This window comes from Mycolicibacter longobardus, assembly GCF_002102265.1.
In the GTDB taxonomy this organism is placed as follows: Bacteria; Actinomycetota; Actinomycetes; order Mycobacteriales; family Mycobacteriaceae; genus Mycobacterium; species Mycobacterium longobardum.
Window position 1 is genome coordinate 89,567 of record NZ_LQPG01000010.1, and the last position, 25,930, is coordinate 115,496.

General features: G+C 69.1%; 29 protein-coding genes. 13 read left to right on the top strand and 16 right to left on the bottom strand.

The features are described from left to right. Positions 1-7 precede the first annotated feature (7 nt). The 3 genes from AWC16_RS04810 to AWC16_RS04820 all read right to left on the bottom strand — a co-directional run bounded on the left by AWC16_RS04810 (position 8) and on the right by AWC16_RS04820 (position 2,398). Positions 8-700: an iron-dependent transcriptional repressor DtxR gene (locus AWC16_RS04810; protein ID WP_085263650.1), complete on the bottom strand. Its 693-nt coding sequence runs from the start codon at positions 698-700 to the stop codon at positions 8-10. Positions 701-842: 142 nt separating this feature from the next. After that, complete coding sequence (locus AWC16_RS04815) at positions 843-1,808, bottom strand: sigma-70 family RNA polymerase sigma factor (protein WP_085263651.1); 966 nt, start codon at positions 1,806-1,808, stop codon at positions 843-845. A gap of 197 nt (positions 1,809-2,005) precedes the next feature. After that, positions 2,006-2,398, bottom strand: a complete 393-nt coding sequence (locus AWC16_RS04820; protein ID WP_085263652.1) for a DUF3099 domain-containing protein — start codon at positions 2,396-2,398, stop codon at positions 2,006-2,008. 65 nt (positions 2,399-2,463) lie between these two features. On the opposite strand from AWC16_RS04820, the gene AWC16_RS04825 reads away from it, so the two are divergent. Continuing rightward, complete coding sequence (locus AWC16_RS04825; protein ID WP_085263879.1) at positions 2,464-2,703, top strand: DUF3039 domain-containing protein; 240 nt, start codon at positions 2,464-2,466, stop codon at positions 2,701-2,703. Here the strand turns inward: AWC16_RS04825 and AWC16_RS04830 are convergent. Next, positions 2,690-3,649 (bottom strand): YihY/virulence factor BrkB family protein, encoded by a 960-nt coding sequence (locus tag AWC16_RS04830; RefSeq protein ID WP_085263653.1) that lies wholly within the window; start codon positions 3,647-3,649, stop codon positions 2,690-2,692. The two genes, AWC16_RS04825 and AWC16_RS04830, sit on opposite strands and share 14 nt — an antisense overlap. Positions 3,650-3,748: 99 nt before the next feature. Next, a complete protein-coding gene (locus AWC16_RS04835) occupies positions 3,749-3,940 on the bottom strand; it encodes a DUF7455 domain-containing protein (RefSeq protein WP_085263654.1) in 192 nt (63 codons plus the stop codon). Positions 3,941-4,061: 121 nt separating this feature from the next. On the opposite strand from AWC16_RS04835, the gene AWC16_RS04840 reads away from it, so the two are divergent. Further along, positions 4,062-4,424 (top strand): DUF952 domain-containing protein, encoded by a 363-nt coding sequence (locus AWC16_RS04840; RefSeq protein ID WP_085263655.1) that lies wholly within the window; start codon positions 4,062-4,064, stop codon positions 4,422-4,424. Here AWC16_RS04840 and AWC16_RS04845 read toward each other — a convergent pair. From AWC16_RS04845 to cei, 5 genes are all read right to left on the bottom strand, one after another. Next, positions 4,375-4,662, bottom strand: a complete 288-nt coding sequence (locus AWC16_RS04845; protein WP_085263656.1) for a hypothetical protein — start codon at positions 4,660-4,662, stop codon at positions 4,375-4,377. The two genes, AWC16_RS04840 and AWC16_RS04845, sit on opposite strands and share 50 nt — an antisense overlap. A gap of 37 nt (positions 4,663-4,699) precedes the next feature. Next, positions 4,700-5,773, bottom strand: a complete 1,074-nt coding sequence (locus AWC16_RS04850; protein ID WP_085263657.1) for a methyltransferase — start codon at positions 5,771-5,773, stop codon at positions 4,700-4,702. A 10-nt stretch (positions 5,774-5,783) separates the two neighbouring features. Then, complete coding sequence (locus tag AWC16_RS04855; RefSeq protein WP_085263880.1) at positions 5,784-7,316, bottom strand: RNA polymerase sigma factor; 1,533 nt, start codon at positions 7,314-7,316, stop codon at positions 5,784-5,786. A 187-nt stretch (positions 7,317-7,503) separates the two neighbouring features. After that, complete coding sequence (gene ppgK / locus AWC16_RS04860; RefSeq protein ID WP_085263658.1) at positions 7,504-8,370, bottom strand: polyphosphate--glucose phosphotransferase; 867 nt, start codon at positions 8,368-8,370, stop codon at positions 7,504-7,506. A 24-nt stretch (positions 8,371-8,394) separates the two neighbouring features. Next, a complete protein-coding gene (gene cei / locus AWC16_RS04865; RefSeq protein WP_085263659.1) occupies positions 8,395-9,045 on the bottom strand; it encodes an envelope integrity protein Cei in 651 nt (216 codons plus the stop codon). 169 nt (positions 9,046-9,214) lie between these two features. On the opposite strand from cei, the gene AWC16_RS04870 reads away from it, so the two are divergent. Next, positions 9,215-9,517, top strand: a complete 303-nt coding sequence (locus AWC16_RS04870; RefSeq protein ID WP_013829371.1) for a DUF4193 domain-containing protein — start codon at positions 9,215-9,217, stop codon at positions 9,515-9,517. A 26-nt stretch (positions 9,518-9,543) separates the two neighbouring features. Here the strand turns inward: AWC16_RS04870 and AWC16_RS04875 are convergent, their stop codons facing one another. Continuing rightward, positions 9,544-10,029, bottom strand: a complete 486-nt coding sequence (locus AWC16_RS04875) for a DUF3093 domain-containing protein (RefSeq protein ID WP_085263660.1) — start codon at positions 10,027-10,029, stop codon at positions 9,544-9,546. Positions 10,030-10,054: 25 nt separating this feature from the next. Between AWC16_RS04875 and dut the strand changes: the two genes are divergently transcribed. Both dut and AWC16_RS04885 read left to right on the top strand, forming a co-directional pair. Beyond that, positions 10,055-10,519 carry a dUTP diphosphatase gene (gene dut, locus AWC16_RS04880; RefSeq protein WP_085263661.1) on the top strand — a complete coding sequence of 155 codons (465 nt, stop codon included), beginning with the start codon at positions 10,055-10,057 and terminating at the stop codon, positions 10,517-10,519. A 28-nt stretch (positions 10,520-10,547) separates the two neighbouring features. Next, the gene (locus tag AWC16_RS04885) at positions 10,548-11,351 is read left to right on the top strand and encodes a DUF3710 domain-containing protein (RefSeq protein ID WP_085263662.1); all 804 of its coding nucleotides are present in this window, start codon (positions 10,548-10,550) and stop codon (positions 11,349-11,351) included. Between the two features lie 185 nt (positions 11,352-11,536). Here AWC16_RS04885 and AWC16_RS04890 read toward each other — a convergent pair whose 3' ends face one another. Then, positions 11,537-12,244 carry an alpha/beta fold hydrolase gene (locus tag AWC16_RS04890; RefSeq protein WP_085263663.1) on the bottom strand — a complete coding sequence of 236 codons (708 nt, stop codon included), beginning with the start codon at positions 12,242-12,244 and terminating at the stop codon, positions 11,537-11,539. 105 nt (positions 12,245-12,349) lie between these two features. On the opposite strand from AWC16_RS04890, the gene AWC16_RS04895 reads away from it, so the two are divergent. Both AWC16_RS04895 and AWC16_RS04900 read left to right on the top strand, forming a co-directional pair. After that, on the top strand, positions 12,350-12,721 hold the full coding sequence (locus AWC16_RS04895) for an OB-fold nucleic acid binding domain-containing protein (protein ID WP_085263664.1): 372 nt from the start codon (positions 12,350-12,352) through the stop codon (positions 12,719-12,721). Then, positions 12,718-13,392: a DUF3159 domain-containing protein gene (locus AWC16_RS04900; RefSeq protein ID WP_085263665.1), complete on the top strand. Its 675-nt coding sequence runs from the start codon at positions 12,718-12,720 to the stop codon at positions 13,390-13,392. Before AWC16_RS04895 ends, AWC16_RS04900 begins: the two co-directional genes overlap by 4 nt. Here AWC16_RS04900 and AWC16_RS04905 read toward each other — a convergent pair. Both AWC16_RS04905 and AWC16_RS04910 read right to left on the bottom strand, forming a co-directional pair. Next, complete coding sequence (locus AWC16_RS04905) at positions 13,378-14,040, bottom strand: potassium channel family protein (protein ID WP_085263666.1); 663 nt, start codon at positions 14,038-14,040, stop codon at positions 13,378-13,380. The two genes, AWC16_RS04900 and AWC16_RS04905, sit on opposite strands and share 15 nt — an antisense overlap. Next, a complete protein-coding gene (locus tag AWC16_RS04910) occupies positions 14,037-14,708 on the bottom strand; it encodes a potassium channel family protein (protein WP_085263667.1) in 672 nt (223 codons plus the stop codon). The genes AWC16_RS04905 and AWC16_RS04910 overlap by 4 nt, the downstream gene beginning before the upstream one ends. Positions 14,709-14,811: 103 nt before the next feature. Here AWC16_RS04910 and AWC16_RS04915 point away from each other — a divergent pair, with 103 nt between their 5' ends. The 4 genes from AWC16_RS04915 to dxs are packed head-to-tail and all read left to right on the top strand — an operon-like array spanning position 14,812 to position 21,446. After that, positions 14,812-16,809 (top strand): APC family permease, encoded by a 1,998-nt coding sequence (locus tag AWC16_RS04915; RefSeq protein ID WP_085263668.1) that lies wholly within the window; start codon positions 14,812-14,814, stop codon positions 16,807-16,809. After that, a complete protein-coding gene (locus AWC16_RS04920) occupies positions 16,806-17,999 on the top strand; it encodes a class I SAM-dependent RNA methyltransferase (RefSeq protein WP_085263669.1) in 1,194 nt (397 codons plus the stop codon). The genes AWC16_RS04915 and AWC16_RS04920 overlap by 4 nt, the downstream gene beginning before the upstream one ends. After that, the gene (locus tag AWC16_RS04925) at positions 17,996-19,459 is read left to right on the top strand and encodes a cation:proton antiporter domain-containing protein (protein WP_085263670.1); all 1,464 of its coding nucleotides are present in this window, start codon (positions 17,996-17,998) and stop codon (positions 19,457-19,459) included. The genes AWC16_RS04920 and AWC16_RS04925 overlap by 4 nt, the downstream gene beginning before the upstream one ends. A gap of 58 nt (positions 19,460-19,517) precedes the next feature. Beyond that, entirely contained in the window at positions 19,518-21,446 is a 1,929-nt protein-coding gene (dxs, locus tag AWC16_RS04930; RefSeq protein ID WP_085263671.1) for a 1-deoxy-D-xylulose-5-phosphate synthase, read from the top strand. On the opposite strand, the gene AWC16_RS04935 is transcribed toward dxs, so the two are convergent. Next, positions 21,443-22,699, bottom strand: a complete 1,257-nt coding sequence (locus AWC16_RS04935; protein WP_085263672.1) for a ribonuclease D — start codon at positions 22,697-22,699, stop codon at positions 21,443-21,445. The two genes, dxs and AWC16_RS04935, sit on opposite strands and share 4 nt — an antisense overlap. A gap of 1 nt (position 22,700) precedes the next feature. Then, positions 22,701-23,282 (bottom strand): DUF3000 domain-containing protein, encoded by a 582-nt coding sequence (locus AWC16_RS04940; RefSeq protein WP_085263673.1) that lies wholly within the window; start codon positions 23,280-23,282, stop codon positions 22,701-22,703. Between the two features lie 219 nt (positions 23,283-23,501). Between AWC16_RS04940 and hemE the strand changes: the two genes are divergently transcribed. Then, on the top strand, positions 23,502-24,551 hold the full coding sequence (gene hemE, locus AWC16_RS04945; protein ID WP_085263674.1) for a uroporphyrinogen decarboxylase: 1,050 nt from the start codon (positions 23,502-23,504) through the stop codon (positions 24,549-24,551). Then, positions 24,545-25,909 carry a protoporphyrinogen oxidase gene (locus AWC16_RS04950; protein WP_085263881.1) on the top strand — a complete coding sequence of 455 codons (1,365 nt, stop codon included), beginning with the start codon at positions 24,545-24,547 and terminating at the stop codon, positions 25,907-25,909. The genes hemE and AWC16_RS04950 overlap by 7 nt, the downstream gene beginning before the upstream one ends. The last annotated feature ends 21 nt before the right edge of the window (positions 25,910-25,930 follow it).

Here is a 25,930-nt window from a genome sequence, read left to right on the forward strand (position 1 = left end):
GTGCCGCTCAGACCTTTTGGACTTTGACGGCGTGCGCCATCTCATAGGGCAGGCTCACGTCGGTGTGGCCGGGCATCACGATGGTCACGCCGTCGTCGCCCTCGGCCTCGACGGTCACCCGAGCGTTGGGAACCACGCCGGCCTCCTTCAGCCGGGTGATCAGGTCGATGTCGCCCTGCACGTGTTCGGTGAGCTGGCGCACCACCACCGCCACCGGCGAGCCGGCCGGCAATTCGGTCAGCCGCACCAGATCGGACTCTCCGGAGCCGGAGCCCGCGCCGAAGCCGATGTCCAGCAGACCGGGGATCGGGTTGCCGAACGGCGATGTGGTCGGGTTGTCGAGCACCTTGACCAGGCGACGCTCGACATCCTCGCTCATCACGTGCTCCCACCGGCAGGCCTCGGCGTGGACCTCCTCGAGCGGCAGCCCGATGATGTCGACAAGCAGGCGCTCGGCCAGCCGATGCTTACGCATCACCGCGACCGCCAGCGCGCGGCCCTTCTCGGTGAGTTCGAGGTGGCGGTCACCGGCCACCTTCAACAGGCCATCGCGTTCCATGCGGGACACCGTCTGGCTGACCGTCGGCCCGCTTTGTTCCAGTCGCTCGGCTATCCGTGCGCGCAGCGGGGTGACACCTTCTTCCTCAAGGTCGTAGATCGTCCTGAGGTACATCTCGGTGGTATCAACCAACTCATTCATTCGGCACCTTCCGTCGCCGACGAGTCTACTTTGGCAGCGCGGCGCACGGTTAGCCAGCGACGCGCCGCGCGCAACCGAGAATGCATGTCCGGCGGGCCACCGCGGTGCGCGCCAGCCCGCCGGAACCTGGCTCGAGCCGGCGTCAGCTGGCGTACGAGCGCAGCCGGTCGGCGCGCTCGCCGTGGCGCAGCTTGGCCATCACCTCACGCTCGATCTGGCGGACTCGCTCGCGGGACAGGCCGAACAGCTTGCCGATCTGGTCCAGCGTGCGGGGCTGCCCGTCGTCGAGGCCGAACCGCAGCCGGATCACCTGATGCTCGCGTTCGTCGAGCGTGGCCAGGACGCTGCGGATATCGGTGTGCAGCAGCTCGGAGATCACCGCGTTCTCCGCGGACATCGCCTCGGAGTCCTCGATGAAGTCACCCAGCGGAGCCTCCTCGTCCGAGCCGACCGGCATGTCCAGGCTGACCGGGTCGCGGCTGTGCTCCAGCAGGTCGTTGATCTTCTCCGCCGGAATGCCGGATTCGGCCGCGAGCTCCTCGTCGGTGGCCTCGCGGCCGAGCTGCTGGTGCATCTCGCGCTTGATCCGCGCCAGCTTGTTGACCTGCTCGACCAGGTGCACCGGCAGTCGGATGGTGCGACTCTGGTCGGCCATGCCCCGGGTGATGGCCTGGCGGATCCACCAGGTGGCATAGGTGGAGAACTTGAATCCCTTTGCGTAGTCGAACTTCTCCATCGCGCGGATCAACCCGAGGTTGCCCTCCTGGATCAGGTCCAGCAGCGGCATGCCCCGACCGGTGTAGCGCTTGGCCAGTGAGACCACCAGGCGCAGGTTGGCCTCCAGCAGGTGCCGGCGGGCTGCCTCGCCGTCGCGGACCACCGTGGCCAACTCGCGCTTGCGCTTCTCGCCGAAGCGCTTGCGGGTGTCGAGCAGGTGCTGTGCGTACAGGCCGGCCTCGATGCGCTTGGCCAGTTCCACCTCGTCAGCGGCATTGAGCAATGCGGTCTTGCCGATACCGTTGAGGTACACCCGCACCAGATCTGCGGCCGGGCTCTGCGCGTCCAGGTCGCCGTCGATACGACTGGTGGTGGCATCTGCCTTTGCCATTGCGGCCTCCCGTTGATCGGCTTGCGCTGTCACTCGTGTCAACGACTGACACGAGTGCAGAGTTCCCGGCCGATCGCATTTCCACACCACTTGACGTGCGGGAATACGCCGATGACTTTGAGAATGTGCTAAGAACCGGTACCGTGCGCCGCCCGGCCGGCACCGTTGTCGCCCTATTCCGGGGGCCTTGGCCGATCCTATTCCGGGGGCCTTGGCCGATCGAGGGGCCGCTCCAGGGCAGGGCGGGTCCCGGTGGGGAACAGCGGCGTGCGGGTGGGTGCCGCGTCATACCGGCGAGGTTCCTCGGCGCTGCGGGGCGGCCGATCGTTGGCGATCAGCACCGCCATCCACGGCAGCGGTATCGACGCCAGCAGGATCAGCAGCGAGATCAGGCCGTTGTGCCACATCCCGTAGGCGATGGCGGCCAGGATCAGCGCGGGGACCCGGAACGCCATCAGCGTCAGATACTTGCGCACCCGTTCGCGGTGCTGCTGCTCATAGGACGGGGCGGCCGCGGTGATCAGGACCGGCCGACCGTCGTCGTCGAAACCCAGCTCGGGGCCGTGCTTCATCACTCCACTGTCCCACACGACCGGTGTTCCGGCACGAGGGGTTTTGGATCATCTCCAGTTCTGGGCAGAATGGGCACATGGGCATACAGACCGACACCCTCGAGCGCACCGATGCCGACGAACGCGTCGACGACGGGACCGGCGGCGACACCCCGAAATACTTCCACTACGTCAAGAAGGACAAGATCGCCGAGAGCGCGGTGATGGGCACGCACGTGGTGGCGCTGTGCGGTGAGGTGTTCCCGGTGACCAAGTCGGCCAAGCCGGGCTCACCGGTCTGCCCGGACTGCAAGCGGATCTACGCCACTCTCAAGAAGGCCTGACCGGGTCGTCGGCCGAATCGGTGCCACGGCCGTTGAGGTTGGTCCGTGACAGCACCCAGGTGCGCAGTTGGTGCAGATGGGTGGCCTGCGCCGGCCACTCCTCCTGAACCGCGGCGTTCAACTCCGCGCCCAGCATGATGGCGAAGCCGAGCAGGAACGCGAACAGCAGGAAGGCGATCGGCGTCGCCAGCGCGCCGTAGGTGTAGCCGGTGCTGGTGATGTAGCGCAGGTAGATCCGCAGCCCCATGGTGGCCACGACGAACACCGTGGTGGCCAGCACCGCGCCGAGCACCAGCCGATGCGAGGGCAGCGGCTTGGGCAGCGACACTCGGTAGAGCACGGTGACCGTCAGCAGCAGGCCCAACACCAGCGCCGGGTAGTAGCCGAACCGCAACAGGTCGGTCCACCGCTCCGGCAGGTGCTCGGCCACTGCGTGCGGGCCCAGCGCCAGGAACGGAGCCGCGGCAACGGCGATCACCAGCATCGCCACGTACAGGCCCAGGGCGAAGAACCGTTGCCGCACCGGGTGGCGCAGCGGTGTCTGGTCGTGTGCCTCGACCACCGAGTCGACGAACGCCGAGATCGCCGAGGAACCGGCCCACAGCGAAATCACGAAGCCCAGGGAGACCACCTCGCCGCGCGCGTTGGCCACGATGTCGCGCACGGTGGGCTCGATGATCTCCACCACCACGTTCTTGGAGAAGAAGCTGCTGGCCATGCCGATCAGCCGGTCCTGAATGGTGGGCAACGTGTTCGGTCCGAACAGCGGCGCCACGTAGGACAGGCTGCCCAGCATGCCCAGCAGCAGCGGTGGCAGCGACAGCGCCGACCAGAAGCCGGCCTGCGCCGACTCGGCGAAGATCGAGTCGTCCCAGCTCTTCACCAAGGTGCGGCGCGCGATGCGCAACAGGTGGTGACGGGAAGGTGTGGGGATCTGGTCAGTCATGACCAGCCCAGCATTCCTGACGAGTGGTGCGCCTGCACACTCCCCGGTGACGGGCGTGTTGCGTGCGGCTTGCGCGTCTGGGATTCGCCCTGGGATTGGCTACGCCTCGACCGGGGCGGTCTGTATCACGGCAGCCAGCTCGATCAGCTTGGCCTCGTGCTCATTGGCGTGGTGTTGGCAGAACAGCAGTTCGGCTCCGGAGGGCAGCGTGGCGCGTACCCGGGCGGCGGCACCGCACCGGTCGCATCGATCAGCCCGAGTGAGTTCGGGACTGGTCAGAGTCGCGTTCATGGGCTCCTCCGTTCTCGCGGTTGTCGTCAAGTGTGTCAGACGCTGGCGCGTTCGGCGTTGTTCCCCGCTTCGGCTGTGTCGTGTCTCACCCCGGCGCGGGGCTGCGGCAGGATCGGATGCCATGACGCCGGCCGAACCCTCCGACATCCTCGTGCACCTGTGCGGCACCCGCGACTGGGTGGCCGCACAGGTGGGCGGGGCACTGCGCCCGGAGTCGTTGGACAGCGTGGGGTTTGTGCACCTGTCGACGCCGCAGCAGGTGCACCTGCCCGCGAATCGGCTCTACCGGGGTCGCACGGATCTGGTGTTGCTGCAGGTGGACCCGGCAAAGGTGGCCGCACCGGTGCGCTGGGAGCCGGGCGTGCCGGGCGATCCGGAGGCGATGCTGTTCCCGCACCTGTACGGGCCGTTGCCCGTCGACGCGGTGATCGGGGTCAGGGAGTATCGGCCCGGCCCGGACGGCGGGTTCGGGCCTGCGGATTGACGTTGATGGGGGTGGTGGGCTTGGCCGCGGCCGCCCGGGTGAGTTCGCTACGGGCGAACGTGGTTTGAGCCCTGTTGATCAATACCGCGGGCACCCGTGGCCAGGCGGCGGCGACGGCGTTGATGGCGTCGAGCACCGCGGGATTGAGGTCGGCCTCGGGCGGCACCCGATGCCCGTGGGCCACCGCCCGCTTCAGCAGCGCGGCGAAAGTCTGGTTCGACGCGTCATCGCTCGGCATGCTCGGCGATCCTACGCGCGCTGCGGGCATCGGCGTCTCAGATCGGACGGGCCTCGACGATCGCCAGCGGGCTTGTCGTGGGCACCACGCGCTGCAACTCGAATCCCGCCTGGGACAGCAGCTCGGCGTACTCGCGCCGGGTGCGCTCCTTACCGCCTCCGGCCACCAGCATCTCCAGGTCGAGCAGCAGTCCCAGGTGGGCGGGAGCGCCCTCGGGCAGCACCATCTCGAACAGCAGCAGCTTGCCCCCGGGGGTGATGGCGTTGCGGACATTGCGCAGAATCGCGCACGCCCGTTCGTCGTCCCAGTCGTGGATCACGGTCTTGAGCAGATATGTGTCGCCGGCGGGGACCGACTCGAAGAACGACCCGCCCTGGATGTCGCAGCGTGACGCCACCTCTGCGATCGCCGGCCCGGCGCCGGTCACCACCTGCGGCAGGTCGAACAGCACGCCACGGGCGTCGGGTGCCTGACGCAACACCGCGGCCAGCAGCGCGCCGTGGCCGCCGCCCACGTCCACGATCAGCTTGCTGGAGCTGAAATCATATGCGGGAACAGCGCTTTCGATCGCCACGGCAGACGCCCCGGTCATCGCGTCGTTGAATACCTGCGCCAGTTCGGGGTCGGTGTCCAGGTACTCGAAAAACGGCATCCCGCGAATCTTGTCCACAGCGGTCTCGCCGGTCCGCACGGAGTGTTCCAGGTTCGACCAGTGTTCACGGTGCGCCGGGTGGCCGATGAACGTGATCATCGGCGCCACACCGGCCGGATCGTCCGAGACCAGAGCCCGCCCGATGCGGGTCAGGGCGAATCGGCCGTCGCGGCGCAGTTTGAGCACCGAGTTGCTGGCCAGTGCGCGCATCAGCCGGTAGGTGGCACTGGGGTCGGTGTGCACGCGGCGGGCCACCTCCGCGGCCGTCAGCGGGCCGTCGGCGAGCGCATCGGTGATCCCCAGCCGCACCGCGGCGGACATGGCCTGGGTCAGCCAGCCACCGAACCCCAGCTCTATGACAGCGACGGAGGCCGGGACGGTCGCCTGCCGCAGCCGCTGCAGGCCGCCTCGAAATGCGTTGAGGCCGCTGATCAGTGCCGACGGGGGAGTCCTGGCCATGGTCGTGTCACTAGTCGAGGTAGTCGCGCAGGACCTGAGATCGGCTGGGGTGCCGCAGCTTCGACATCGTCTTCGACTCGATCTGGCGGATACGTTCCCGGGTCACGCCGTAGACCTGGCCGATCTCGTCGAGAGTGCGGGGCTGGCCGTCGGTGAGCCCGAACCGCAGCCGCACCACACCGGCTTCGCGCTCCGAGAGCGTCTCGAGGACCGACTGAAGCTGATCCTGCAGCAGGGTGAAAGAGACCGCGTCGACGGCGACCACGGCTTCGCTGTCTTCGATGAAGTCGCCGAGCTGGGAGTCGCCCTCGTCGCCGATGGTCTGGTCCAGCGAGATCGGCTCCCGGGCGTACTGCTGGATCTCCAGCACCTTCTCCGGGGTGATGTCCATCTCCCGGGCCAGTTCCTCGGGGGTGGGTTCGCGGCCCAGGTCCTGCAGCAGCTCACGCTGGATGCGGCCGAGCTTGTTGATCACCTCGACCATGTGGACCGGGATGCGGATGGTGCGGGCCTGGTCGGCCATGGCGCGGGTGATGGCTTGGCGGATCCACCAGGTGGCGTAGGTGGAGAACTTGTAGCCCTTGGTGTAGTCGAACTTCTCCACCGCGCGGATCAGGCCCAGGTTGCCCTCCTGGATCAGGTCCAGGAACGCCATCCCGCGGCCGGTGTACCGCTTGGCCAGCGACACCACCAGTCGCAGGTTGGCCTCCAGCAGGTGGTTCTTGGCGCGGTCGCCGTCCCGGCAGATCCACGCCATGTCACGTCGGTAGGCGACGGCCAGCTTCTCGCCCTTCTCGGCGTGCTCGGCCATCTTCTGGGTGGCGAACAGGCCGGCCTCGATCCGCTTGGCCAGCTCCACCTCCTCTTCGGCGTTGAGCAGCGCGACCTTGCCGATCTGCTTGAGGTAGGCGCGGACCGAGTCGGCAGAGGCGGTGAGCTCGGCGTCCTTGCGGGCCTGCCGGAGCGCTTCGGACTCCTCTTCGTCCCAGACGAAGTCACCGGAGGCCTTGTCCTTCTCGCTGGGTTCAGCGATCTCGTCGTCCTCGCCGGCTTCCTCGGCCGCCGCGGCCGGGGTCGAGGCGGCCTCGTCGCCCTCCGCGGCCGACTCGGGTTCGTCGTCGTCCAGTTCGTCCAGGCTCAGGTCGGCGTCGGCACCCACGATGTCGTCCTCGCCGGGTTCGCCGTCCAGCTCGATATCGGTGTCGACGACGTCGTCGGTCACGAGGTCGGCGTCTTTGGCGCCGGCCTTGGTGGCTTTGGCGGCGGCCTTCTTCGCCGGGCCCCGGGTCGACCGTGTCTTGGGCTTGGCATCGCCGGCGTCGGGTCCGGCGGCGGCCTTGGTTGCGGTGCGCGCTGTCGACTTGGTGGCCCTCTTGGCGGGCGCAGCCGCCTTGGTGGCCTTGGCCGGGGTCCGCTTGGCGGCTGCAGGGGCGGCGGTCTTGGCGGGGGCCTTGGTGGCTTTGGCGGCGGCCTTGGCAGGTGCCTTGGTGGCGCTGCGCTTCTTGGGCTCCTCAGTCGCCGGCTGTGCCTTGCTCGCTGCCACGTCCACCCCTTCGGTCGGACTGACTTCCGGGTCGCAGCATCGTGCGCGACCGAAAGTGTCGGGTATGTCGAATGTCGGCTCTATTTCAGTTGGGTGATCAACTGGGATAGTCGCCGCTATCGGTTAGGCGGCCGCCGTCGACCATTGTAACGACAGCGGCCCGCGGCAATCGTCCAGCGGGCGGAATTCAGCGGGTCACGTCGGCGGCGGACGCCATCGCGGCCCCGACGATCCCGGCGCTGTTCTGCAGGGTCGCGGCGACCACCGGAGTCCGGTTGTCCAGCAGCGGGACCCACCTATCGGCTTTACGGCTGATACCGCCGCCGACGATGATCAGGTCCGGGCACAGGGCGTTCTCGACCGCCTCCAGCACCATGGTCACCTGCTTGGCCCACTTCTCCATGGTCCAGTTCTTGCGCTCCTTGACCGATGCGGCGGCCCGGTGCTCGGCCTCCTTGCCGCCTACCTCGATGTGCCCGAGTTCGGTGTTGGGCAGCAGCTTTCCGTTGTGGATCACCGCCGAGCCGATCCCGGTCCCGAAGGTGAGCAGCACGACCACGCCGGTGTTGTTCTTGCCGGCCCCGAAGCGCTCTTCGGCGAGCCCGGCGGCGTCGGCGTCGTTGAGGATGACCACGGGCTGGCCGTCGAGTTGGGCCTCGATCGCCGCCTTCGCGTCCACCCCGATCCAGGACTTGTCCACGTTGGCGGCGGTCTGCACGATGCCGTCGACCACCACGCCGGGATAGGTGACACCCAGCGGGCCGGTCCAGCCGAAGTCCCGGACCACCGCCGCGACGGTCTGAGCGACCAAGGCCGGTGTCGCGGGGTTCGGGGTGGGCAGCTTGAATCGCTCACCGATCAGCTCGCCGGTGTCGAGATCGACGACGCCGCCCTTGATCCCGCTGCCGCCGACGTCGACGCCGAAGCCACGTCGTTGCCGTCGCGCGCCGGCTAGCGGCGATCGCAATCGTGGCGAAGCCGCGTGCGGCGGGTCGCCGCCATCGGCTAGCGGGCGGTCCGCGGGCGGGGAGGGGTCGGGGTCAGTGCCGGTCATCGGATCTCCTGGGCGGATCGGTGGTCAGCAGGTGCCGGAATGGATCTTGGTCAGCAACGCCGGGTCGGGCAGTCCGGTGGCGTCCGGCCGCAGGCCGGCCAGTGCGGCTTCGATGTCGTCGCTGTGGGCCAGGCTGACGAAGTCGCTTCCGACCGCCAGGTCCACCGAGTCGTCGCCGCGGTCGTCGCGGAACAGTTCGGTGCACGGCGCCACCAGCCACAGGGCCGCGGCCGCGGCCTGGCCGGCCGGGCCGAAGCGGATCTGGCCCTGGCAGTCCAGCCGGTCGTTGGCGTAGATCGGGTCGTTGGCCGCGGTCGGCTGGGCGAAACCGTCGTCGCGCAGCGCGTCGGCGATGTCGGCTGCCTGTCCGGCGCGGCCGCTGGCGTTGAGGACGCGGGCTTTGATGTCGGCGAGTTTGGCCGGGGTGGTGCTGATCATCGCGGCGCGCGGCACCTGGGTGCCCAGCCGCGGCTGGTCCGGCTCGGTGGGTGCGGGCGGGGCGTTGCACACCGCGACCTCGTGCACATCGGTCGGCCGAGTGAGCGCCACCGCCCACGTAAGCGCGGTCAGCAGCGCCAGACCGGCCAGCGCGTAGGCGGCCGGTCGGTTGTTGCGCCGCCGAAACGGCCGACCATGCTTGTCGAACTCGGTGCCGGAAGTGATTTGCGCGACCACGTACGCACTCTAGAGGGCGCGTACGTGGGCGATGACCGTGGTCAGCAACGGAATGTGACGTAAATCACAGTTGATCTGGGCGCGATCCGGGCACGAATCATTTGGTGGATGCGTTCGACGCTGGTACAAAGCTCGCGCAGGGTTACGAGGGGACTGAGGGGAGAAGACCATGGCTACCGATTACGACGCCCCGCGGCGCACCGAGACCGATGATGTTTCCGAGGATTCATTGGAGGAACTCAAGGCGCGGCGCAACGAGGCGCAGTCCGCCGTGGTCGACGTCGACGAATCCGAATCCGCCGAATCTTTCGAGCTGCCGGGCGCGGACCTGTCCGGCGAAGAGTTGTCGGTGCGTGTCGTGCCCAAGCAGGCCGACGAGTTCACCTGTTCGAGCTGCTTTCTGGTTCAGCACCGCAGTCGCCTGGCCAGCGAGAAGAACGGCGTGATGATCTGCACCGATTGCGCGGCCTGACCCAGCCCGTCCCGTTTCAGTCCTGCTCAGTTCTCCAGGGCCGCCAGCACCCGCTGCGGATGCCGGCAGCTGACCAGCCAATACGGTGTCGGGTCGTCGGGATCGTCGAGGACGACCAACACCATGGGCCCTACCCAGCCCCGATGCACGACATACGCCGCCGGATCGAGCTGGCGTCCGAGTGCCGCTGATTTGGCCGTACGCGGCACTTCGGCGGCGCGTGCGATCGCGCTGGCGGGCAGATGCGCTTCGCCCACCCACAGCTGCGTCTCGCCGCCGCTCTCGGTGACGCGGACCCGGATGCGTCCCAGCCACAGCAGGGCGGCCACAGTGATCCCGAAGAACGCGGCGAACGGGACCCAGCCGGGCAGATTGCGCAGGCCGAGCCGGACTTCGTATGCCATGAGCCCGTTGCCCACCAGCCCCAGTGGCCACCACCACCACGGCACCCACAGTTGTTCGCTGTACCGCACGGTTTGCGATGCGCGGTGGTTCAGGCGCGATCCCGACATCCGGCTAAGAGTAGTCTTGCGCCTCGTGTCACCCAGTCTCGCGGTTGTTCGCCTGGATCCGGATCTGCCGTTGCCGAATCGTGCTCACGCCGGCGACGCCGGCGTGGACCTCTACAGCGCGGTCGACGTCGAGCTGGGCCCGGGGCAACGTGCCCTGGTGCCTACCGGGATTGCGGTGGCTATCCCGTTCGGCATGGTCGGATTGGTGCACCCGCGCTCGGGTTTGGCTGCGCGGGTGGGTCTTTCGATCGTCAACAGTCCCGGAACGATCGACGCGGGCTATCGTGGTGAGGTCAAGGTGGCGTTGATCAACCTTGACCCGGCGACGCCGATCCAGATCCAGCGCGGAGACCGGATCGCCCAGCTGCTGGTGCAGCGGGTGGAGCTTCCCGAGCTGGTCGAGGTGACGTCGTTCGATGAGGCCGGGCTGGCCGCGACGACCCGTGGCGCCGACGGGCACGGCTCATCCGGTGGGCATGCGAGTTTGTGACGACGAGTGATGAAGATGGGCGGCAGTGATGGCATTCGGTAGGGGCAAGGGCAAGGTTGACGCCGACGAGCCGGCGAGCACCGAGCCGGAATCCTCTCGCGAACCGGTCGAGTTCGACCTTGGGCCGGTGGAGGAGCTGGACGGCCCCTTCGACATCGAGGACTTCGACGACCCCTCGGTGGCGACGGCGGCGCGGCTCGACCTGGGTTCGGTGCTGGTGCCGATGCCGGCGGGTGCCCAGGTCCAGGTCGAGTTGAGCGAGGCGGGTGTGCCCAGCGCGGTGTGGCTGGTGACGCCCCACGGCCGGTTCAACATCGCTGCCTACGCGGCGCCCAAGTCGGCGGGACTGTGGCGTGAGATCGCATCCGAGTTGGCCGACGCGCTGCGCCGGGACTCCGCGAACGTCAGCATCATCGACGGCCCGTGGGGCCGGGAGGTGGTCGGCGTGGCGGCCGGCGCGGTCCGGTTCATCGGAGTCGACGGCTACCGCTGGATGGTGCGTTGCGTGATCAACGGTCCGCGCGAGTCGCTGGATGTGCTCACCCAGCAGGCGCGGGAGGCGCTGGCGGACACGGTTGTCCGCCGTGGCGACACTCCGCTGCCGGTGCGCACGCCGCTGCCGGTACGCCTGCCCGAACCGATGGCCGAGCAGCTTCGGGCCGCCGCGGCTCAGCAGGCCGCGGCTCAGCAGGCCGCAGCCCAGCAGGCGGTAGCGCAGCAGGCCGGCGCCGCGCCGCCGGTCGGCGGCGGTGACGTGCCGCCCGCACCGACCGCCCGCCGCAGCGCGGAGGGCTCCGCGATGCAGCAGTTGCGCACTATCACCGGCGGTTAGCGAGGCTCGACGAAGGAGAGCCGAAGCTGGACCGCCGTATCAAACCCGGCGGTTAGCGAGGCTCGACGAAGGAGAGCCGAAGCTGGACCGGCGTATCAAACCCGGCGGTTAGACGGATTGACACTGCGGCCAGGGCGGCGACACGCCGTGGGGGTGCGCCGTGGACGCAGTGTCAAAGTCGTGGACTAGCCAGGAGCATTCGTCAACGCCGTCAGGCAGGCGGTGCCCAGCGCGGCCGGGTCGGCACCGATCTGATCCAAGGTGACCGTGCACAGCGCCGCCCGCGGCGCGGCGGCCACCCATTCGGAAGCGGTCTGCAAGGGATGCACGGCGTCGTCGACCGCCGCCGTCACGCCCATCGGCACCGTGAGGCCCGCCAACTCGCCGCGTGTCGGAGCGACATAGGCCGCCGCTTCCTCCAATGCGTCGGGCAGCTGCGGCCACTGGGCCGTCCACGAGCGGGTCAACTCGTCGCCGAGCCACGCCGGGCTGGATGCCCGCATCTGGGCCACCACCGCGGCCAGGCCCTCAGTACGCAACTGCTCGGCGCTGTAGCGGGCGGCGTGGGCGGCCGGTGCGTCGTCGGGAGCACCCATCCAGGCGGGCAGCGCGGCCAGCACCCCCACGACACGTTCGGGATGGCGCAGCGCCCACGCGGCGGCCACCGCCGCACCGATCGACACCCCGCCGACGATGATCGGGCCGGACCGCTCCGCCGCAGCGTCCAGCGCTCCCAGATACCCCTCGATGAGGCTTGCGGGCTGCGGCCGGTGCGTGATCAGTTCGGCGCCGACCTGCTCTAACGGGTGCGAGAAAGCCCGGCGTACATAGTCGTCGTCGGACCCGGTCCCCGGCAGCAGAACGGCCGTCACGCCGCGCAAATCGAATGCCACCTCTGATCGTGTCGGGTGTTGCCCGCGACCCCACAGGCCGGTCGTGTGGCATTAGGTAATCAACAGGTCTACCGTAGCGTGCGCACACGATTAAGGGAGAGGGCAATGGCTGCTCCGGAAGGGTACCTGCGCCGGCTGACTCGGCGACTGACGGAAGATCCCGAGCTGCGTGACGTCGAGGAGCTGTCCGACGAGGCGCTCAATACCGGCGCGCAACGCGCGATCGACTGCGAACGCGGCCAAGAGGTCACCATGGTCGGGGTGCTGCGCAGCGTGGAAGCCAATGCCAAGGGGTGCGTCGGCGGGGTTCGCGCCGAGCTGTTCGACGGCACCGACACCGTGACGCTGGTGTGGCTGGGGCAGCGACGCATCCCCGGAATCGACTCCGGCCGCACTCTGCGGGTGCACGGCCGGCTCGGCAAACTCGACAGCGGCTGCAAGGCCATCTACAACCCCCACTACGAAATCCAGCAGTGACGGACGACTTCAGCGCCGAGGGGGCCCAGGGGCCGCAGCGGCTCCTGGAGCAGATCGGCGGGGTTGCCGGGCTGATCTACTCCTCGCTGCCGATCGTGGTGTTCGTGCCGGTCTCCAGCGCCTTCGGACTGCAGGCCGCGGTCGTGGCGGCGCTGGGCGTGGCCGCGGCGGTGCTGGTGTGGCGGCTGATCCGCCGGGAATCCACCCAGCCGGCCGTGTCCGGGTTCTTCGGAGTGGCCATCTGCACCCTGATCGCCTATCTGATGGGTGATTCCAAGGGGTATTTCCTGCTCGGGATCTGGTCGTCGCTGATCTGGGCGGTGGTGTTCGCCGGATCGATCCTGATCCGCCGCCCGGTGGTCGGCTACATCTGGAGTTGGGCCAGCGGCCAGGACTTGACCTGGCGCGAGCTGCGGGCGGCGATCTACGCCTACGATCTGGCGACGCTGACCTGGGTGCTGGTGTTCGGCTCCCGATTCGTGGTGCAACGCCTGCTCTACGACGCCGATGAGACGGGCTGGCTGGGGGTGGCGCGCATCGCCATGGGCTGGCCGTTCACCGCGGTGGCCGCGGTGGTGACCTACCTGGCGGTCAAATATGTGCAGCGGGTGCTCGACGAGCGTCCCGCTCCCGCTGCAGCCGACTGCGAACCCCGGTCAGTGAGCGGGTAGCAGCAGCTCACGCAGTTCGTTCTCCACCCCGGTGGTCGCGACGAACAGCAGTTCGTCGCCGCCTTCGAGGGGCTCGTCGTCCTGCGGCACGATCACCCGCGCGCCGCGCAGAATCGTCACCAGGGCGGCATCGCGGGGCAGCGTGAGCTTGCGCACCGGCTTGCCGCCCCACGGGGTGTTGTCGGGCAGCGTGATCTCCAACAGGTTGGCCTGGCCCTTGCGGAACTCCATGAGCCGCACCACATCTCCCACGGCGACGGCCTCCTCGACCAGCGAGGCCAGCATGCGCGGGGTGGACACCGCCACATCCACGCCCCAGGCATCGGTGAACAGCCATTCGTTGCGGGGATCGTTCACCCGGGCCACCACCCGGGGTACCGCGAACTCGGTCTTGGCGAGCAGCGACAGCACCACGTTGGCCTTGTCGTCGCCGGTCGCGGCGATCACCACGTCGAAGGTCTCCAGGTGCACCGACTCCAGCAGGCTCAGCTCGCAGGCGTCACCCAGCTGCCACTGCGCGTCGGCGATGTCCTCGATGTCGACGTGCCCGGGGTTGCGTTCGATCAGCGTCACCTGGTGGTCGCTGTCAAGCAGCTCGCGGGCGATGGACCGGCCGACGGCGCCGGCCCCGGCGATCGCGACTTTCATTGGTCCAGATCCTCGCTGGGCGGCAGCGCGGCGATCGCGATCGCCTCCGCGACGCGCCCGGAGACGGCCACGATGTACACCTGGTCGCTGGCCTGGATCACGGTCTTGGGCTCGGGCAGGACGCCGGTGCCGAACCGGATCAGGAACGCCACCCGTGCGCTGATGGCCCGTTCCAAATCGGTCACGGGCCGGCCGATCCAATCCTCGTGCAGGACGACCTCGGCGACGGCGACGGTGCCGGTGGGGTCACGCCACTTGGTGGTCTCGCTTTCGCGGGTCAGGGCGTCGAGCAGCCGGTCGGTGGTCCACGGCACGGTGGCGATGGTCGGAATACCCAGGCGTTCGTAGACCGCGGCCCGCTTGGCGTCGTAGATACGGGCGACCACCCGCGTCACACCGAACGTCTCACGGGCCAGCCGTGCCGCGATGATGTTGGAGTTGTCACCCGAGGACACCGCGGCGAACGCACCGGCCCCTTCGATTCCGGCGCGCAGCAGCACATCGCGGTCGAAACCCATGCCGAGCACCCGTTCGCCGCTGAACTCCGGGCTGAGCCGGTTGAACGCGGCACTGTCCCGGTCGATGATGGCGACTTCGTGGCCGATCCGGGACAGTCCGTCGGCCACCGAGGCACCCACCCGGCCGCATCCCATCACAACTACCCGCACGTGCTAGGTCCTTTCGGCCGATTTCGGCTGGCTCTCGACTGGTGCAGCGCCCGCATTCGGTGAACGCTACCGCCATGGCCCGCTTGGCTTACCCTTGGCTCTCGTGTCGAAGATTTCCATGGCGGCTCGACGGCTGGTTCTGGGCCGGCCGTTCCGCAGCGATCGGCTCAGTCACACGCTGTTGCCCAAGCGCATCGCGCTGCCCGTGTTCGCCTCCGATGCGCTGTCGTCGGTGGCCTATGGACCCGAACAGATCTTTCTGGTGTTGTCGGTGGCGGGCCTGGCGGCCTACCGGATGTCGCTGTGGGTCGGCCTGGCGGTGGCGTTGTTGTTCATGATGGTGGTGGCCTCCTACCGCCAGAATGTGCACGCCTACCCGTCCGGCGGTGGGGACTACGAGGTGGTCACCACCAACCTGGGTGCGACCGCGGGTCTGACCGTCGCCAGCGCGTTGATGGTGGATTACGTTCTGACGGTTGCGGTCTCGATCTCGGCGGCGATCGCCAACGTCGGCTCGGCGATACCGTTCATCGCCGATCACAAGGTCGTGTTCGCGGTGGGGACCGTCGTCGTGGTGGCGGCTGCCAACCTGCGCGGCATCCGCGAATCGGGCACCGCATTCGCCTTCCCGACGTATGCGTTCATGATCGGAGTCTTCGTCATGCTGGGCTGGGGGCTGTTCCAGATCTTCGTGCTGGGCCACCCGCTGCAGGCCGAATCGGCGGCGTTCAAGATCCACTCTGCTCAGGGCGAGTTGGTCGGCGTGGCCCTGGTGTTCCTGGTGGCCAGGTCGTTCTCGTCCGGGTGTGCGGCGCTGACCGGGGTGGAGGCGATCAGCAACGGTGTGCCGGCGTTCCGCAAACCGAAGTCGCGCAATGCCGCCGCCACGCTGCTGATGTTGGGTGTGATCGCAGTCACCATGATGATGGGCATCATCGTGCTGGCCCGCGAGACCGGGGTGAAGATCGCCGCCCGCCCGCACGAACAGCTGATCGGGGCGCCGCCGGACTACGAGCAGAAGACGTTGGTGGCTCAGCTGGCCGAGACGGTGTTCCGCGGCTTTCCACCCGGCTTGTGGATCATCGCCGGGGTGACCGCGCTGATCCTGGCGTTGGCCGCCAACACCGCGTTCAACGGTTTCCCGGTGCTGGGATCGATCCTGGCCCAGGATTCCTACCTGCCGCGTCAGCTGCACACCCGCGGCGACCGGCTGGCCTTCTCCAACGGTATCGGGTTCCTGGCAGTGGTGGCCATCGGCTTCATCGTGGTGTTCGGCGCAGAGGTGACCGCGTTGATCCAGCTCTACATCGTCGGGGTGTTCGTCTCCTTCACGTTGAGCCAAATCGGCATGGTCCGGCACTGGAACGGGTTGCTGCGCACTGAAACCGACCGAGCGGTCCGAGTCAAGATGAGGCGTTCCCGGGTGGTCAACACGATCGGGTTCGTCGCCACCGGGGCCGTGTTGATCGTCGTGATCGCCAGCAAGTTCGTCGCTGGCGCATGGATCGCGATCGTGGTGATATCGGTCCTGTTCGCCCTGATGAAGCTGATCCGCCGGCACTACGACGCCGTCAGCGCGGAATTGGCCGCCCAGTCGGCCGCCCTGGAGGACCAGGCGATGCTGCCCAGTCGCAACCACGCCCTGGTACTGGTGTCCAAGCTGCATCTACCCACCCGCCGCGCGCTGGCCTATGCCCGGGCTACTCGCCCGGACTCATTGGCGGCGATCACCGTCAGCGTCGATGACGCCGAGACGCGCGCGCTGGTCCGCGATTGGGAGGAAAGTGATGTCACCGTGCCGCTGAAGGTGATCGCCTCGCCGTATCGCGAGGTCACCCGGCCGGTGCTTGAGTACGTCAAACGCCTCAGTAAAGAGTCGCCGCGCACCGTGGTAACCGTCTACATCCCCGAATACGTGGTGGGGCGCTGGTGGGAACAGCTGCTGCACAACCAGAGTGCGCTGCGGCTCAAGACCCGGCTGCTGTTCATGCCGCAGGTCATGGTGACCTCGGTGCCCTGGCAGCTGAACTCCTCCGAGCGGCGCAAGGTCATGGCGCCGCACCATGCGCCGGGCGACACCCGACGGGGCTTTCTGGAGTGATCGATCAGGAGCTGACCCTGGGCACCGGGGCGCCCGCAAACGGCGGCAGTTGTGTGGCCCGCCACGACGGCCGGGTGGTTTTCGTGCGTTACGCGCTGCCCGGCGAACGGGTGCGGGTACGGGTCACCGCCGAGCGGGGCTCCTACTGGCACGCCGAATGCGTCGAGGTGATCGAACCGGCGGCCGGCCGGATCGACTCACTGTGCCCGATCGCCGGAGTGGACGGCGCGGGCTGCTGCGACCTGGCGTTCGCCGACCCGGCCATGGCGCGCGCGCTCAAAGGCGAGGTGGTCTCCAACCAACTGGCCCGCCTCGGCGGCTACGAGTGGCACGGCGCGGCCGAACCCCTGGGCGATGACGGCCCGACGGGCTGGCGCAGCCGGGTTCGCCTGGAGGTGGGCGCCGACGGGCGGGCCGGATTTCACCGCTATCACAGCGACGAGCTGGTCACCGACCTGCGGTGTGGCCAGTTGCCGAGCGGGATGACCAAGGGGCTGGCCGAGCACAGCTGGCGGCCCGGTGACCACCTGCACGTGGTGGTCGACGACGACGGCGTCCGCCATGTGGTCAGTACAGGCCGCGACCATCGCCCCGAGGTGGTCGAGGGCGACTATCACGCCACCCAGTGGGTGGGGCGCCGGCGCTGGCAGATCCCGGTGACCGCGTTCTGGCAGGCACACCGGCGGGCGGCGCCGCTCTACAGTGCCCTGATCGCGGACTGGGCGCAGGCCGACACCGGGGCGACCGCCTGGGACCTCTACGGCGGGGCCGGGATCTTCGCCGCCGCACTTGCCGGGTCGGTGGGGGAGTCCGGTCGGGTTGTCAGCGTCGACACCTCGCGGGCCGCGACGGGGGCCGCCCGCGCGGCGCTCGCCGACCTGCCGCAGGTATCGGTGCGGACCGACTCGGTACGCCGGGTACTGGGCGGTGAGCGCTCCGCGGCCGACGTCGCGGTGTTGGACCCGCCGCGCGCAGGTGCCGGGCGTGAGGTGATCGACCTGTTGGCGGCCGCGGGCGTGCCACGCGTGGTGCACATCGGTTGCGAGGCGGCGGCTTTCGCCCGTGACATCGGGCTCTACCGCGGTCACGGTTATGCCGTGGAGCAGATCCGGGTGTTCGACGCGTTCCCGCTAACACACCACGTCGAGTGCGTCGCCTTGTTGACCAGCGCATCCGGGTCGCCGTCGTGAACGAGACTCTTCGCTACGCACTGATCATCTTGTTGTGCAGTGCCCTGGGTTTAGTCGCAGTGCTGGCAAATCGCCTCACCGAGCGGGTGAAGGTCCCGGTGGCCTTGCTCGTGCTAGTCGGCGCGGCGGTGGTGGTGCGTGTCGTGCCGGTGGTGCAGCCGCCATCCGAGCGGACCGTGGAACGGGTGATCACCATCGCATTGGTGTTGGTGTTGTTCGACGGCGGCATGCACATCGGGCTGTCGCGCTTTCGGGCGGCGGCGGTCCCCATTTTGTCGGTTGGTGTCGTGGGCACCGGCCTCGTCGCTGCCGGAGCTGCGCTGCTGCTGCACCTGCTATGTGGAATCAGCTGGTATCTGGCGCTGCTGGTCGCGACCGCTGTGGCTCCCACCGATCCGGCCGTGGTCTTCTCCGTCCTGGGCAAACGCGAGATTGCCGGACGCAGCAGCACCATCCTGGAGGGTGAATCCGGTACGAACGATCCGGTCGGTATCTCCTTGATGTCCGGCCTGATCGCCGCGGGTGGTATCAGCGCAGCAGGGTTCCTCAGCGTGGGAACCCAATTCGCTTTGCAAATGGTGATCGGCACGGCCGTCGGAGTGATCGGCGGCCGAGTCCTGCTGGCGTTCATGCGTCGGGTGGCATTGCCCAGTGAAGGTCTCTACTCGCTTCGCACGTTGGCATGCTGCCTGTTGCTGTACGGCATTGCCACTCTTGCGCACGGCTCTGGATTTCTGGCGGTGTTCGTCGCCGGCATCGTGATCGGCGACGCCCGCGCACCCTACAAGCCGGAGATAAAGCGATTCCATGCAGCCCTGGCCGGGCTGGCCGAAATCGTCGCTTTTGCCATTCTGGGTCTCACCGTCGACCTTGGCTTACTTGTCCACTCAGATGTATGGATTCCCGGGCTCGTTCTCGGCGTGGCGCTAACAGTGCTGATCAGGCCATTGGCGGTGAGTGCCTGTCTGGTCGGCGTGCAACTGGAGAGAAATGAACGTCTCTTCATACTCGTCGCCGGCCTCAAAGGCGCGGTGCCGATTCTGCTGGGCGAGTTCCTGCGGGCCGCCCATATCGCCGACGCCGAACGGCTGTACGGCATTGTGGTCGTCGTCGTCATGTTCTCTGTTCTGGTGCAGGGCGGCACGGTGCCGAGTCTCGCGCGTCTGCTACGCCTACCCATGCGCACCGTGGACACCCAGCCATGGGAGATGGCCGTCCGGCTCGCGGACGAACCGCAGGGGGTCCATCGGTTCAGCGTTGCCTCCGGGTCTGCCGCCGAGGGCTGCACAGTAGATGAGCTCGGTGACCGCGTCGGCGACATATGGGTGAGCGTCGTGCTCCGCACCCCCGGCCTGGTGCCGGTGCGGGGGGACACCGAACTTCAGGCCGGCGACGAGGTAGTCCTGCTGGCAGATCCCGAACTTCGGGACGCCCTGGCGGAGCTGTTTGGCCCCTGGTAGGCCAAGGAGCCGGAGTCGACAACACGGTCACCCTGTGCCCTCTGCGTACACTGGCTGGATGCTTGAAGGGATCCGCGGCCCCGCCGATCTGCAGCACCTTTCACGGCGGCAGCTGACCGCTCTGGCGGCGGAGATCCGCGAGTTTCTGATCCACAAGGTCGCCGCGACCGGCGGGCATCTGGGACCCAACCTGGGCGTGGTGGAGTTGACGCTGGCGCTGCACCGGGTGTTCGACTCGCCGCACGACCCGATCATCTTCGACACCGGGCATCAGGCCTACGTGCACAAGATGCTGACCGGGCGCAGCCCCGACTTCGACACCCTGCGCAAGAAGGGTGGGCTGTCGGGTTACCCGTCGCGCGCCGAGAGCGAGCATGACTGGGTGGAGTCCAGCCACGCCAGCTCGGCGCTGTCCTACGCCGACGGGTTGGCCAAGGCCTTCGAGTTGACCGGGCACCGCAACCGGCACGTGGTGGCCGTCGTCGGCGACGGCGCCCTGACCGGGGGCATGTGCTGGGAGGCGTTGAACAACATCGCCGCCGGCAAACGGCCCGTGGTGATCGTGGTCAACGACAACGGCCGCAGCTACGCGCCCACCATCGGTGGTTTCGCCGACCACCTGGCCGCGCTGCGCCTGCAGCCGTTCTACGAGCAGCTGCTGGAGCGGGGCCGTGCCGCGGTGCGCGGCGTCCCGGTCGTCGGTGAGCTCGGCTACCAGGTGATCCACAGCGTCAAGGCGGGGCTCAAGGACGCGCTGGCGCCGCAGGCGCTCTTCACTGACCTGGGCTTGAAGTACCTGGGCCCGATCGACGGTCATGACGAGGCCGCGGTGGAGTCCGCGCTGCGCCGCGCGCGGGGCTTCGGCGGGCCGGTGATCGTGCACGTCGTCACCCGCAAGGGCAAGGGTTACGGTCCGGCCGAGAACGACGAGGCCGAGCAGATGCACGCCTGCGGGGTGATCGACCCGCTCACCGGGTACGCCACCGAGACCGCCGGCCCCGGCTGGACGGCGACGTTCTCCGATGCGCTGATCGAATACGGGGCCAAGCGCCGCGACGTCGTCGCGATCACCGCCGCCATGCCCGGCCCCACCGGGCTGGCCCCGTTCGGGCAGCGTTACCCGGACCGGATGTTCGACGTCGGGATCGCCGAGCAGCACGCGCTGACGTCGGCGGCCGGGCTGGCGATGGGCGGTCTGCACCCGGTGGTGGCGGTCTACTCGACGTTCCTCAACCGTGCCTTCGACCAGCTCATGATGGACGTCGCGCTGCACAAGCTGCCGGTCACGCTGGTGCTGGACCGGTCCGGGATCACCGGACCCGACGGCGCCAGCCACAACGGCATGTGGGACCTGTCGATCCTGGGGATCGTGCCCGGCATGCGGGTGGCCGCACCACGCGACGGCGCCAGGCTGCGCGAAGAGCTCGGTGAAGCGCTGGACGTCAATGACGGCCCCACTGCGCTGCGATTCCCGAAAGGGGATGTGGGCGAAGACATTCCCGCGATCGAACGACGGTCGGGGGTGGACGTGCTGGCGGTTCCGGCCGACGGGCTGCCCGGCGATGTCCTGCTGGTCGCCATCGGCGCCTTCGCGCCCATGGCACTGACGGTGGCCGACCGGCTGCACAATCAGGGCATCGGGGTGACGGTGATCGACCCGCGCTGGGTGCTGCCGGTGCCGGAGGCGCTCGTCGAGATGGCGGACGCACACAAGCTGGTGGTCACCTGCGAGGACAACGGCATGGCCGGCGGTATCGGTTCGGCGGTGTCGGCGGCGCTGCGGCACGCGCAGATCGACGTGCCCTGCCGCGACGTCGGGCTGCCGCAACGTTTCTTCGATCACGCCTCCCGCGGTGAGCTGCTGGCCGAGGTCGGCCTGACCGCGCAGGATGTGGCCCGCCAGATCACCGGCTGGGTTGCGGCGATGGGCAGCAGCTGCGTGGAAGAGGTCAGCGAGCAGCTGGACAACGAGCAGCTGGACAACTAGCCGACGGCAGCCCCGAGCGCGCGGGCCAGCGCGTGCACCGTCAGCTCACGCTGCCAGGGGCGTGCGCCGCCGCCGACCAGGAACTCCTCGATCACCACCGCGGTGTCCGATGTCGGCGGCTTCCAGTCCCAGCACAGCCGTCGCACCAGGTCGGGGGTGAGCAGGTTCTCGGTCGGTACGTTCACCTGCTCGGACACCTCGCTCAGCGCGGCGCGGGCCGCCTCCAGCCGCGCGGCGGCCTCGGGCTTGCGCCGTGACCAGCGCGAGGGCGGCGGGGGACCGCTGTAGGGTTCGCCGGCTTCCGGCGGCTCCGGATTGTCACGGGCCGCGGCCAGCGCAGCCAGCCACGTCGCCGCGCTGCGGCGTTGTTTGGGCCCGCCGAAGACCGGCAGGGCGAGCAGTTCGTCGACGGTGGTGGGGTTGGCGACGGCGGCGGCGATGATCGCCGAGTCGGGCAGCACACGCCCGGGCGCGATGTCGCGGCGTGCGGCGATCCGGTCGCGCACCGTCCAGAGTTCACGGACGGCGGCCAGGCCGCGCCGGTCGCGGACCTTGTGGAGACCCGAGGTACGCCGCCAGCGGTCCCGGCGCGTCGACGTGGTGAAGTCGGTGACCCGAAGATGATTGAATTCCTGCGCCGCCCAATCGGTTTTACCCTGCTGCGCCAGTACCTCGGCGACAGCCTGACGCAGTTCGATGAGCACCTCGACGTCGAGCGCCGCATAGTTGAGCCACTCCGGGGGAAGCGGACGTTTCGACCAGTCGGCGGCACCGTGGCCCTTGGCCAGGCCCAGGCCCAGCAGCCGCTGCACCATCGCGGCCAGATTGACCCGATCGAAACCGGCCAGCCGCCCGGCCAGTTCGGTGTCGTACAAGGCCTTGGGCCACATGCCGACCTCGGCCAGGCAGGCCAGATCCTGGTCTGCGGCGTGCAGAATCCACTCGTCGTCGTCGAGCACCTCGGCGACCGGGCGCAGCAGGGCCGCCGGGTCCTCGCCGGCACCGACCGGATCGATCAGCACCGTGCCGGCGCCGGCACGCCGGATCTGGATCAGATAGGCCCGATTGGAGTAGCGGAAGCCCGATGCCCGCTCGGCGTCCACCGCGAACGGCCCGCGGCCGGCGGCCAGCAGGTCGGCTGCGGCGCCGATCTGGGTGCGCGTGACCGACACCTCCGGTACTCCGTCGGCGGGATGCGGCAGCGGCGTGGGCTCGGGCTCTTCGGTAGCCGGTTCTGTGGTCTGCCCGGACATCTCAGACGCGGGTTCGCGAGCTCAGGTCGGTGATCCCGACCGGGGGCAGACCGGCCGCGTGTTCGAGCACCTCACAGAACGCCTGGACATGGGTGCCCAGTTCCGGGGTGGTCGCGGTCCAGGAGGCGCGCAACTCCAGCTGGTGTCCCCGCGGCGGGCCGGAGATGTCGCCGTACCGCACCGAGGTGGTTGCGGTGACGGTGCCGCCCAGCGCGGTGACGTGGTCGGTGCGGGCGCCCAGCGCCTCGACCAGCCAGCTCCACGCGACTTCGGGCAACAGCGGGTCGATCGCCTCCTGCGGGTCCAAGTCGGCCTGGATGAAGGCCACCATCCGCATGGTGCCGTCCCACGCGTCGGTGCCGTCGGGGTCATACAGCAGGATCAGCCGGCCGAACGCGTCGCCGTCGGAGTCCTCCGGGACGAACTCGGTGTCGGCATGCTTGACCTCGGCCCCCAGCGCGTAGCTGTAGGGCGCCAGGCGTTGCGGCGGCCGGATCGGGCCCAATTCGATCTCTGACCGCACCGTCGCGGCGTGCATCGTCGCCACCGCTTCGCGGAATGGGGCAGGCTCGGCTGATGTCACGGGTGCCGCTCCTTAACTCATCGCTGTGCGCCGCGTCGCCGGCGGCCGGCCCACAGGTGCTATGGCGCACCGCCGCGACGCGGGCCACCGATCTCACGCTAACCCCCGGCGCCGGTCGGCGCAGACAGGCGCGCCGAATTGGGCTGGGACCGCCGCATGAACCCGTATGAACCGAGACGATTCCCGCCCGCGCAACCGTCCGTGGCAGCATTGAGCGCGATGAGTGCCCGTCGTGAGCTGCCCGATTCCCCGTACCTGGCCGCCGTCGCCGGCCGCCGACCCAGCCGGACACCGGTCTGGTTCATGCGGCAGGCCGGCCGGTCGCTGCCGGAATACCGTGAGCTTCGCGCCCAGCACAGCATGCTGGCGGCCTGCTTCGATCCCGAGCTGGTCTGCGAGATCACCCTGCAGCCGGTGCGCCGCCACAGGGTCGACGCGGCGATCCTGTTCTCCGACATCGTGGTGCCGCTGCGTGGCGCCGGGGTGGACCTGGACATCGTCCCCGACGTCGGGCCGGTGATCGCCGACCCGGTGCGCAGTGCGGCCGACGTGGCCGCGCTCAAGCCGCTGGACCCCCAGCAGGTGACGGCCGTCGCGGCAGCGGTGTCACTGCTGGTGGACGCGCTGGGTGAGGTGCCGCTGATCGGTTTCGCCGGAGCGCCGTTCACCATGGCGTCCTACCTGGTCGAAGGGGGTCCCAGCCGGACCCACGCCCGCACCAAGGCGATGATGCTGGCCGACCCGGACAGCTGGCATGAACTGATGACCCGGCTCACCGACCTGACCATCGCGTTCTTGACCGTCCAACTCGACCACGGGGTGGACGCCATCCAGCTGTTCGACTCCTGGGCCGGAACGCTGTGCCTGGCCGACTACCGCCGTTTCGTGGCGCCGCACAGCGCGCGGGTGTTCGCCACCCTCGCCGAGCGGGAGGTGCCGATGACGCATTTCGGGGTGCAGACCGGCGAGCTGCTGGGCGCCATGGCGGCGGCCGGAGCGTCCGTGGTCGGGGTGGACTGGCGGACCTCGTTGACCGATGCGGCCGCTCGAGTCGGCCCCGGCACCGCCCTGCAGGGCAACCTGGATCCGGCGGTGCTGCTGGCGGGCTGGCCGGTGGTGCAGCGTGCGGCGCAGGATGTTGTCGCCGACGGTCGCGCGGCCGTTGTCGCCGGAGCGTCGGGACACGTGTTCAACCTCGGACACGGTGTGCTGCCGGAAACCGACCCCGGTGTGCTCACCGACTTGGTGTCGCTGGTCCATTCATTGTGACCACGTCGTATTGCGTTGTCGGGGGCGGGATCTCCGGTCTGGTCGCCGCCCATCGGCTGCGTGCGGCGCTCGGCGATGCGGTAGACATCACCGTCTTCGAACCGGCGGATCGGCTCGGCGGGGTGCTGCGCACCGAGACCGTGGGCGGGATCGGCATGGACGTGGGGGCGGAGGCGTTCGTCGCCCGCCGGCCCGAGGTGCCCGCCCTGCTGGCGGAGCTGGGGCTGGCCGACCGGCAGCGCGCCACCACCGGGGTGCGGCCGCTGCTGTACAGCCACCGCCGGCTGCATCCGTTGCCGCCGGACACGCTCAGCGGGATCCCGTCCTCGCCGGAGTCGATGGCCGGGTTGGTCGACCCGGAGACCCTTGCCCGAATTGCCGGCGAACCCGGCCGCCCGCTGGACTACGAACCCGGCAGCGATCCGGCGCTGGGTGCGTTGGTGGCTGAGCGGTTCGGGGCGCAGGTCGTCGCCTGTTCGGTGGATCCGCTGATCGGCGGGGTGTATGCGGGTTCGGCGGCGACGGTGGGGCTGCGCTCAGCGGTGCCGGGCCTGGCCGCGGTGCTGGACGAGGGTGCTCCCAGCCTGACCGAGGCGGTGCGGCGGGCCCTGCCGGCCAGCACCGGTGTCCCGGTGTTCGGTGCGATCACCGGTGGCTACCGGGTGCTGGTCGACGCGCTGGTACGCAGCAGTGGACTGCGCTGGGTGCAGTCGGCGGTGACCCAGATCGATCCGGTCGGCGACGGCTGGCAGTTGCGCGACGCCGCCGGCGGCCACCACCGCGCCGACCGAGTCGTGGTCGCGGTGCCCGCTCCGGTGCTGGCCCGGCTGGCAACCGGGTTCGCCCCGCGCACCGCGGCGGCGGCCAGCCAGATCGTCAGCGCATCATCGGTGGTGGTGGCGATGGCGGTCCCGGCCGGCGCGGCGTTCACCAACAATTCCGGGGTGCTGGTCGCCACCGGGGAGAGGTTGCACGCCAAGGCGATCACCCTGACGTCGCGCAAGTGGGGCGACCGGGGTTACGGCGGCAAGGTGGAGTTGCTGCGGTTGTCCTTCGGCCGGTTCGGCGACTCCCGCATCGGTGCCTCCGATGCGGAGCTGGTGGGGTGGGCGGTACAGGACCTGCAGACCGTCTTCGGGGTCACGGTGGACCCGATCGAGGTGCGGGTGCAGCGCTGGCCTGCGGCGATGCCGCAATACCGTTCGGGGCATGCGGCCCTGGTGACCGGGCTGCGTGCCGCGCTGCCGCCGACGGTGGCGGTCGCCGGCAACTACCTGGACGGGATCGGGGTGCCGGCCTGCATCGCCGCGGCCGATCGTGCTGTGGCGTCGGTGATCAGCGCCACTCCGGCTCCCTAGAACACCGCCAGAGATCGGCGC

Excerpts from the sequence above, each read along its gene's own strand:
- AWC16_RS04840 (WP_085263655.1), top strand. The coding sequence starts at position 4,062 with ATGACGCCGGCCGAACCCTCCGACATCCTCGTGCACCTGTGCGGCACC.
- AWC16_RS04875 (WP_085263660.1), bottom strand. The coding sequence starts at position 10,029 with ATGTCGGGATCGCGCCTGAACCACCGCGCATCGCAAACCGTGCGGTAC.
- AWC16_RS04810 (WP_085263650.1), bottom strand. The coding sequence starts at position 700 with ATGAATGAGTTGGTTGATACCACCGAGATGTACCTCAGGACGATCTAC.
- AWC16_RS04850 (WP_085263657.1), bottom strand. The coding sequence starts at position 5,773 with ATGGCCAGGACTCCCCCGTCGGCACTGATCAGCGGCCTCAACGCATTT.
- AWC16_RS04870 (WP_013829371.1), top strand. The coding sequence starts at position 9,215 with ATGGCTACCGATTACGACGCCCCGCGGCGCACCGAGACCGATGATGTT.
- AWC16_RS04845 (WP_085263656.1), bottom strand. The coding sequence starts at position 4,662 with ATGCCGAGCGATGACGCGTCGAACCAGACTTTCGCCGCGCTGCTGAAG.
- AWC16_RS04835 (WP_085263654.1), bottom strand. The coding sequence starts at position 3,940 with ATGAACGCGACTCTGACCAGTCCCGAACTCACTCGGGCTGATCGATGC.
- AWC16_RS04885 (WP_085263662.1), top strand. The coding sequence starts at position 10,548 with ATGGCATTCGGTAGGGGCAAGGGCAAGGTTGACGCCGACGAGCCGGCG.
- AWC16_RS04830 (WP_085263653.1), bottom strand. The coding sequence starts at position 3,649 with ATGACTGACCAGATCCCCACACCTTCCCGTCACCACCTGTTGCGCATC.
- ppgK (WP_085263658.1), bottom strand. The coding sequence starts at position 8,370 with ATGACCGGCACTGACCCCGACCCCTCCCCGCCCGCGGACCGCCCGCTA.
- AWC16_RS04895 (WP_085263664.1), top strand. The coding sequence starts at position 12,350 with ATGGCTGCTCCGGAAGGGTACCTGCGCCGGCTGACTCGGCGACTGACG.
- AWC16_RS04935 (WP_085263672.1), bottom strand. The coding sequence starts at position 22,699 with ATGTCCGGGCAGACCACAGAACCGGCTACCGAAGAGCCCGAGCCCACG.
- AWC16_RS04905 (WP_085263666.1), bottom strand. The coding sequence starts at position 14,040 with ATGAAAGTCGCGATCGCCGGGGCCGGCGCCGTCGGCCGGTCCATCGCC.
- AWC16_RS04815 (WP_085263651.1), bottom strand. The coding sequence starts at position 1,808 with ATGGCAAAGGCAGATGCCACCACCAGTCGTATCGACGGCGACCTGGAC.
- dxs (WP_085263671.1), top strand. The coding sequence starts at position 19,518 with ATGCTTGAAGGGATCCGCGGCCCCGCCGATCTGCAGCACCTTTCACGG.
- hemE (WP_085263674.1), top strand. The coding sequence starts at position 23,502 with ATGAGTGCCCGTCGTGAGCTGCCCGATTCCCCGTACCTGGCCGCCGTC.